The organism is Roseibium sp. (assembly GCF_050301095.1).
Classification (GTDB): domain Bacteria; phylum Pseudomonadota; class Alphaproteobacteria; order Rhizobiales; family Stappiaceae; genus Roseibium.
The window spans coordinates 1-7048 of the sequence record NZ_JBNKYW010000250.1 but is presented as its reverse complement, the minus strand read 5'-3'; the positions used below and the strand labels follow the sequence as shown (position 1 = coordinate 7048).

At 60.2% G+C, this 7048-nt stretch carries 8 protein-coding genes and 2 pseudogenes; 6 read left to right on the top strand and 4 right to left on the bottom strand.

Annotated elements, in window-relative coordinates; genetic code table 11:
* The 4 genes and pseudogenes from ACQY7U_RS21530 to ACQY7U_RS21515 all read right to left on the bottom strand — a co-directional run.
* A pseudogene (locus tag ACQY7U_RS21530) lies at positions 1-372 on the bottom strand (IS5 family transposase); the annotation flags it as partial.
* Positions 373-374: 2 nt separating this feature from the next.
* A pseudogene (locus ACQY7U_RS21525) lies at positions 375-488 on the bottom strand (IS6-like element ISPmar1 family transposase); the annotation flags it as partial.
* 195 nt (positions 489-683) lie between these two features.
* On the bottom strand, positions 684-1358 hold the full coding sequence (locus tag ACQY7U_RS21520; RefSeq protein WP_428649140.1) for a GntR family transcriptional regulator: 675 nt from the start codon (positions 1356-1358) through the stop codon (positions 684-686).
* Positions 1351-2388, bottom strand: a complete 1038-nt coding sequence (locus ACQY7U_RS21515) for a Gfo/Idh/MocA family protein (protein ID WP_428649137.1) — start codon at positions 2386-2388, stop codon at positions 1351-1353. Before ACQY7U_RS21515 ends, ACQY7U_RS21520 begins: the two co-directional genes overlap by 8 nt.
* A gap of 191 nt (positions 2389-2579) precedes the next feature.
* Between ACQY7U_RS21515 and ACQY7U_RS21510 the strand changes: the two genes are divergently transcribed.
* The 6 genes from ACQY7U_RS21510 to ACQY7U_RS21485 form a co-directional block, all read left to right on the top strand.
* A complete protein-coding gene (locus tag ACQY7U_RS21510; protein WP_428649134.1) occupies positions 2580-3593 on the top strand; it encodes a TRAP transporter substrate-binding protein in 1014 nt (337 codons plus the stop codon).
* An 83-nt stretch (positions 3594-3676) separates the two neighbouring features.
* Positions 3677-4207 carry a TRAP transporter small permease gene (locus tag ACQY7U_RS21505; protein ID WP_428649131.1) on the top strand — a complete coding sequence of 177 codons (531 nt, stop codon included), beginning with the start codon at positions 3677-3679 and terminating at the stop codon, positions 4205-4207.
* Positions 4204-5487 (top strand): TRAP transporter large permease, encoded by a 1284-nt coding sequence (locus ACQY7U_RS21500; protein ID WP_428649128.1) that lies wholly within the window; start codon positions 4204-4206, stop codon positions 5485-5487. The genes ACQY7U_RS21505 and ACQY7U_RS21500 overlap by 4 nt, the downstream gene beginning before the upstream one ends.
* A 14-nt stretch (positions 5488-5501) precedes the next feature.
* The gene (locus tag ACQY7U_RS21495) at positions 5502-5792 is read left to right on the top strand and encodes a putative quinol monooxygenase (RefSeq protein WP_428649125.1); all 291 of its coding nucleotides are present in this window, start codon (positions 5502-5504) and stop codon (positions 5790-5792) included.
* Positions 5789-6586 (top strand): N-acyl homoserine lactonase family protein, encoded by a 798-nt coding sequence (locus ACQY7U_RS21490; protein WP_428649122.1) that lies wholly within the window; start codon positions 5789-5791, stop codon positions 6584-6586. Before ACQY7U_RS21495 ends, ACQY7U_RS21490 begins: the two co-directional genes overlap by 4 nt.
* Positions 6583-7048, top strand: a 466-nt coding sequence (locus ACQY7U_RS21485) for a four-carbon acid sugar kinase family protein (protein WP_428649119.1), incomplete at its 3' end; no start/stop codon positions are given. The genes ACQY7U_RS21490 and ACQY7U_RS21485, both read left to right, overlap by 4 nt.

Here is a 7048-nt window from a genome sequence, read left to right as displayed (position 1 = left end):
AGATCTCGCCGCCTGTCAGGACAAAGCCAAGAGGACGTCCTTGACCGTGTGTTCGGGCGTGGATTTTCGTCGCAAATCCGCCGGGTGATCGACCAAAAGCCCCCTTATGTGTCCCCCTTGAGCGCCTGCCGCCTGACTGTGGCCGCGGACCATGGTGCTGTCGATCATGTGTTGCCAGTCATCGGTAAGCCCGAGGTCCACCAGCGTTTCCAGCAGCTTGTCCCAAACGCCTTCCTCCGCCCACCTGCGAAACCGGACATAGACCGAGTTCCATTTCCCGTAACGTTCATGCATGTTTTGCCAAGGGCAGCCAACGCACAGGACATGCAACATGCCGTTCAAATAACGACGATTATCCTGAGCTGGGCGGGACTTTCAGCCTCGCTCCGAAGAAGGTCGCGATAAGACACCGAGTGCCGCAGATAGAAAAAGACTGCGTAAAAAATGACTTCCTTCGGATAGTGCGCGCCTTTAAAGGAAACTGCCATCTCAACTGCCTTCGTCAATTGCCACGCCGCTCGCCGATCTCGGCACAACGAAGTCACCAAATATTTGCGACAAAACCCAGTCTGAAATGTCGCCACGAACATTTCCGTTGCTGAATTGACCACCGGTTTTAAAGTGAAATGGTAAGAGGTTCCCTTTTCCTTCCGGCCGGAGAACTAGGGCCGCGCACCGATTTTTCACAGCTGAAACAGCCTGTGCTTCTTCAGAAGGTCGATCAACACCTCGCGGGCGTGCTGGCGGTGGGTGCGGTGGCGTTCGCGGGCGCGGGAAGCATCGCCCTTGCGGATGGCATCATAGACGGCCCGGTGGTCCTCGTTGGATTTGAGCGGCAACGGGCGGATATAGAGCGTCATGGCGCGGGCGCGGCGGACCTGGTTGGACATCATGGCAACGATCGACTGCACGCGGGAATTGCCGCCGAGGCGCACCAGTTCGTCGTGAAATGCGGCATCGGCTTCCGCCCAGGCTTCCCGGTCCTCCCGTCCAAGTGCTTCCTCCATGGCTTCGATGGCATCCTTGAGGGGTTTTAGCTCTTCGTCGGAATAGCCCGCCACCGCTGCTTCCTCCGCCGCCAGGCTCTCCAGTTCGGTCAAGACCGCGTAGATCTCTTCCATGTCCTTGAGCGACAGGGTCGAAATGCGCACGCCCTTGCGCGGACGCACTTCCAGAAGACCCTGCTGAGCCAGCATCAGGGTCGCTTCGCGCACCGGCGTTCTGGACATTCCGAGCCTGTTGGCCAGCTCGCTTTCCAGATGGTCGGAACCAGCCGCCAGCTCGCCGTCAAAGATCAGCTGTCGGATCCTTTCCATGGCCTGTGTGGTGATCGTTTTGGGTTTCGGCGCCTCAAGCACTTTCAAACTCCCGGATTTTCTGCCCCAAACGATCCGACAGATAGATCGCCCGCTCCATCTCGATGACCTTCAGGTAATCCCGCGCTTCGTTTTCCAACGGCGTCCCGTCCAGGACCCCGTCGACAACGTGGCTTATCAGATTCTTCACGCAGTCGCCGCCAAAGCCCTCCCAGTTCCGTGCGGCCAACAGCAGGGTTTCCTCCCGGTCGCCGAAATGGCGTAGTCGAACGGAGCCGTCCCCCGATAACGTGAGCGTTCCCTTTGTCCCCTCCACCAGGGCTTCACCAAGCGTGGTCCGGCAGTTCTCGGCGGAATGGTCCAACAGACGATTGCCGTCGAACAACGCCCGGACACCACCCGCGTAGTCGAATATGAAGTAGCCGGCATCCTCGCCCTTGATGGCCGGATTGAGCCGGCGCAGGTCGGCATAGACAGCTTCGGGTTCGCCAAGGAGATACCGGAAGGTGTCGATCCAGTGGACCCCGGTCTCATGGATCAGAAGTTCCGGCATTTCCTGAAAATAGGGCTGGCGATCGAGATAGGCCTCCGGCCCCTGCCCGTCCCCGGTCCTGAGCCGGAAGGTGACCTGCAAGAGCTCGCCCAGCAGCTTCTTCTCCAGTGCCTGCCTGATGGCCCGGTACCAGGGCTGGAAACGGAAGTTCTCGTGAATCACGATCCTGACGCACGCGGCCTCGGCGAGCGTGGTGGCATGTTCGGCCTCTTCCAGCGACGTGCAGAAGGGCTTCTGGCAGATGATCGTCTTTACGCCATTGTCGATTGCCTGCCTGATGGCATCGAAATGAGTTGGCGGCGGCGTGATGATGTCGAGCAGATCCGGTTTTGCCATTTTCAGCATTGAGGCGAGATCGCTGAAGGCTGTCAGGCCTGTCGCCTTTGCCTTTTCCCGGTCCCGGTCGCAGGCCCCGACAAGGCGAATACGCGGAATCCGGCGCCAGGCCTCATAGTGGAACTGCGCGAAATACCCTGCCCCGAGACAGGCAACCCGCAAGGCTTTCGGGCCTTCATACATTTTTTTCTTCCTCCTGCCGCCCCTTCAAAAGCACCCGATCCGCCTGCGGCATCAGCGCCTTGAGGGGCCGCTTCCGACTGCTCTGACCTTGATAAACGAGCTCAATGCCGTTGACAAGGGATTGAACTACGTATACGCAATCGAATGTGTAAATCAATACGGCCTTGTTGCGGCCGTGGGAGGAGACCGAAATGCTTGATAGGAAAAACCTGAGCCGTCTGATGCTGAGCGCGGCCGTTCTGGCTGCCGGCATGAGCAGCGCCTGGGCCGTGGAAACCCTGCGGTTCAGCCATACGGACAACCCAGGCGGATCGCGCCAGGCCGCGGCAGAACTCTTTGCGGAGAAGGTGGCCGAATACACGGACGGCCGCTACGAAGTGCAGATCTTCCCGTCCGGACAGCTCGCCAACGATCCGAAAGCCATCGAACTCCTTCAGCTCGGCGGCATCGATTTCACCGTGTCGGCGACCGGCAGCTACGCGACGCATCTGTCGTCTCTGAACCTGACCGCCATGCCGTTCCTGGTCGACAGCTATGAGCAGGGCTGGGAGCTTTACGACAATTCAGAATGGCTGCAGGGCGAATTCGCCAAGCTTCCGGAAAAGGGCTTCCGGGTTCTGAGCACCTGGGAAGCCGGTTTCCGCAGCTTCACCACCAATGAGCCGCTGACGTCGCCGGAAGATGCCAAGTCGATGAAAATGCGCGTCTTTCCGAACGACATGATCCGCTGGTCGATGGAGGCAATCGGCTTCCAGACGGTCGTCATGCCGATTACCGACGTTTATCTCTCGATCCAGCAGGGCATCGTCAACGGCCAGGAAAACCCGGTCGACACGATCAATTCGCTGCGTTTCTACGAGGTCGCTCCGAACATCACCCTGACCCGTCACGTCTACAGCCCGTTGCCGCTGACGATCGCGGAAAAGACCTGGCAATCCTTCTCCGAGGAAGACAGGCAGGCCATCCAGAAAGCGGCCGCTGAATCGGCGGCCTTCAGCCGCGATCTGGTCAAGAACTCCGTCAACAGCCAGCTCGCCGAGATGGAAGAAAAGGGCGCCAAGGTCAGCGTGCCGGAGATCGGACCGTTCCGCGAGGCCGTTCAGTCGGTATACGCCAAGGCAAAGGATGTTTATGGCGCGGACGCGGTGGACAAGATCCTCTCCGATGCGGCAGCCATCCGCGAGAAACTCCCGGCCCAGAACTGATTTTCCGATTTGGGCAAACTTGGCCGGAACCCGGACCTGAATTCCTCGGGTTCCGGCCCCTTTCCTGAACAAAGAGAAGACCCTTGGATTATCGAGATCACTATCCGGCTGTGCTGCGCGGGCTCAGCCATCTGGTCGACATTTGCCTGGCGCTTGGCGGATTTGCGATCGTCACCCTGGTGTTCTGCAACGCTTCTTTAAGAGGTTTTGCCGGTTTCGATCTGGCCTGGTCGCTGGAAGTCACCAGTTTCCTGCTGCTGTGGAGCACCTTTACCGGCTGTGCCGCGGCCGTCGCGCGCGGAGCGCATATGCGGGTAACCGAGATTGTCGAGACGCTGGTTCCGGTCGCCGGACAGCGCGCGCTCTCCATCGCCATCGACCTGATCATCGCCGTTCTGCTGATCGGCCTGATCGTCACCGGGTACAACATCTCGGTTCACACATGGGCGCAGAAGACCACGGTGCTCTACTGGCCCGTCGGCCTGCTTTACGCCTCCATGCCGGTCGGCATGGCCCTAACCCTGATTTTTCACCTCTACAATATGGTGTTCGACATCAGGAACCCGGTTGTTCCACATGCGACCCACAGTGACGGCGGCGAGGCCCTGCTATGATCCTGCTCTTTGTTGTCGCGGTTTTCCTGACCTCCGTCTTTATCGGCATCCCCCTGGTCTGGGCGATCCTGATCACCGCCGTTCTGCCGATCATTGTCTTCGATCTCGGATACCCTTTGCAGGCACTGTTCCTGAATTTCATCGGCGGGGTGGAACCGAACCACTTCCTGGCGATCCCGCTCTTCATCGTGGCCGGTGAAATGATGAGCCGAGGCGGCGTCGGCCTGCGGATCATCGGCTTTGCCCGCGCCGCCTTCGGTTTCATGGCCGGCGGTCTCGGCATGGTCGTCGTCGGCGCCTCGATGATCTTCGGCGGCATCTCAGGTTCGGCTATCGCGGATTCAGCCGCCATCGGCTCCGTGATGATCAAGAACATGTCCCGGGAAGGCTACAACACCGCTTTCGCGGCCGGCCTTGTGGCGGCCGCCGGAACCATCGGCATCATCATTCCGCCGTCGATCCCGATGCTGATCTACGGATTTGTCGGAAACGTCTCGGTCGCCGATCTCTTCCTCGGCGGCATGGTCCCCGGCATCCTGTTCGGCGCGCTGTTCATGGCGGTCTGCTACTACGTCGGCAAAACGACCAAATGCGATCCGGGCGGACGGACGACCTCCCTGAAGGAGTTGACCTCCTCTTTCATAGGCACCGCCCCTGCCCTCTTCATGCCGATCCTGATCCTCGGCGGCATCTTCACCGGCTGGGTCACACCCACCGAAGCTGCCGCTCTGGCGGTTGTCTACGGACTGTTCGTGACCACGGTGGTCTATCGCGATTTCCGTCTGCGGGATCTGCCCCGGCTGCTAATCGACAGCTTCGTGACCAGTTCGGTGGTGATGGTCGTCATCGGCGCCACCACGGTGCTCGGCTGGCTGATCACCCTGGAACAGATGCCGCAGATCCTGGTCGGCTTCGTGCAGGACTATTCGAGCGGTCCCTGGATGTTCCTGCTGCTGGTCAACGTCGTGCTGCTGATCCTCGGTCTCGTTCTCGACCCGGTTCCGGCGATCCTGCTGACGGCTCCGCTGTTTTTACCGACGGCTCAGGCCTTCGGGGTCGACCCGGTGCACCTCGGTGTGATCATGACCTGCAACGTGGCGGTGGGCCTCTTCACACCACCGGTCGGAGCCACGCTTTACGTCGCGAGCCGGATTTCAGGTGTCGGGGTGCTCTCGATCGCCCGCAACATGGCGCCGCTCTACCTAGCAGCCATTGCCGCGCTTCTCGCGGTCACCTACCTGCCGGTGGTTTCCATGGGTATGGTGCATCTGTTCCGCTGAGGGAGATAAGAAGAATGTTCGCAGTCACCGTATTGTTCCGGATCAGGGAGGGGCAGATGCAGGCTTTCATGCCCCTCATGATCGACAACGCGCAAACGTCCCTGAAAGAGGAGCCAGGTTGCAGCCGGTTTGACGTGTGCACTGATCCGGCACGGCCGGGCGAGGTCTTTCTCTATGAAATCTACGACACCGGCGACGCGTTCAAGACCCATCTTGAAACAACGCACTTCAAGACCTTCGACACCCAGGTTGCCGGTATGATTGCCGAAAAGACTGTCCAGACCTACGCACAGGTGGCCGCATGACCCCCTGGGAAATCTTTGCAGTCAAATACGCGGACCGTAACAGCCGGACCCGCGCTGACAGCTTCATATTCGATGACAATCACGATCAGCCGCACCCCATGGACTATTTCATCTGGGTGCTGCGCCGTGGTGACGAGATCCTGTTGGTCGACACCGGATATGACGCAGAAGAAGGCGAGCGCAGAGGCCGCCCGGTCCGGATGAACCCGGCGGAGGCCCTCGCTCCGCTTGGTATTTCTCCCGACGACGTCACGACAATCATCGTCACCCATCTGCACTATGATCATGCAGGCGGGTTGAAGCACTTCCCGAATGCCACGATCCATCTTCAGGCAGCCGAAATGGCCTTTGTCACCGGCCCCTGCATGTGTCATGCGGCTCTGAAAGCCCCCTTCACGGCCGACCACGTCTGCGAAGCCGTCAAGCGGCTCTATTCGGGACGGGTGATTTTCCACGAGGGCGACGGCGAGGTCCGCGAAGGGGTTACGGTGCACCGCATCGGCGGACACAGCCGCGGCCTACAGGCGGTCCGCGTGCTCACCGATTGCGGCTGGATGTGCCTGGCGTCGGATGCAGCCCATTTCTACGAGAATTTTCTGGAAGAAAAGCCGTTTCCGATCGTCGTCGATCTCGAGGACATGCTGACCGGCTTTCAGACCATCCGGAAGCTGGCAAGTTCGGCCGATCTCGTCATTCCCGGCCACGATCCGCTGGTGCGCCAGCTCTTTCCGGTTCACGGACCGGACCACATCATCCGTCTGGACCAAGGCCCCCTGAAAGGAGTTCGCACATGAAACTCGGCGTGATCGCGGATGATTTCACCGGCGCCTCCGACATTGCGCTCATGTTGGCGGAAGGCGGCATGCCGACGACGCAATACGTCGGCGTGCCGGGGAAGCCGGCGGATCCCGGCGTCGCGGCCGGTGTCGTCAGCCTCAAATCCCGGACGGCCCCCGTCCGTGAGGCGGTCCGGTCCTCACTGGAGGCGTGCGACTGGCTGCTGGAGCAGGGATGCGATCAGATCGTCTTCAAGGTCTGCTCCACCTTCGACAGTACCAAAGAGGGCAATATCGGGTCCGTCGCCGAAGCGCTTGCAGGCAAACTCGGCGAGACTTCCGTGCTGGTCTGCCCGGCGTTCCCGGAAGCCGGCCGCACAGTCTACGAGGGACATCTGTTCGTTCAGGACAGGCTTCTCAGCGAAAGTGGCATGCAGAACCATCCGCTGACACCGATGACCGACCCGGATCTGCGGCGTG

Excerpts from the sequence above, each read along its gene's own strand:
- ACQY7U_RS21515 (WP_428649137.1), bottom strand. The coding sequence starts at position 2,388 with ATGTATGAAGGCCCGAAAGCCTTGCGGGTTGCCTGTCTCGGGGCAGGG.
- ACQY7U_RS21510 (WP_428649134.1), top strand. The coding sequence starts at position 2,580 with ATGCTTGATAGGAAAAACCTGAGCCGTCTGATGCTGAGCGCGGCCGTT.
- ACQY7U_RS21500 (WP_428649128.1), top strand. The coding sequence starts at position 4,204 with ATGATCCTGCTCTTTGTTGTCGCGGTTTTCCTGACCTCCGTCTTTATC.
- ACQY7U_RS21495 (WP_428649125.1), top strand. The coding sequence starts at position 5,502 with ATGTTCGCAGTCACCGTATTGTTCCGGATCAGGGAGGGGCAGATGCAG.
- ACQY7U_RS21490 (WP_428649122.1), top strand. The coding sequence starts at position 5,789 with ATGACCCCCTGGGAAATCTTTGCAGTCAAATACGCGGACCGTAACAGC.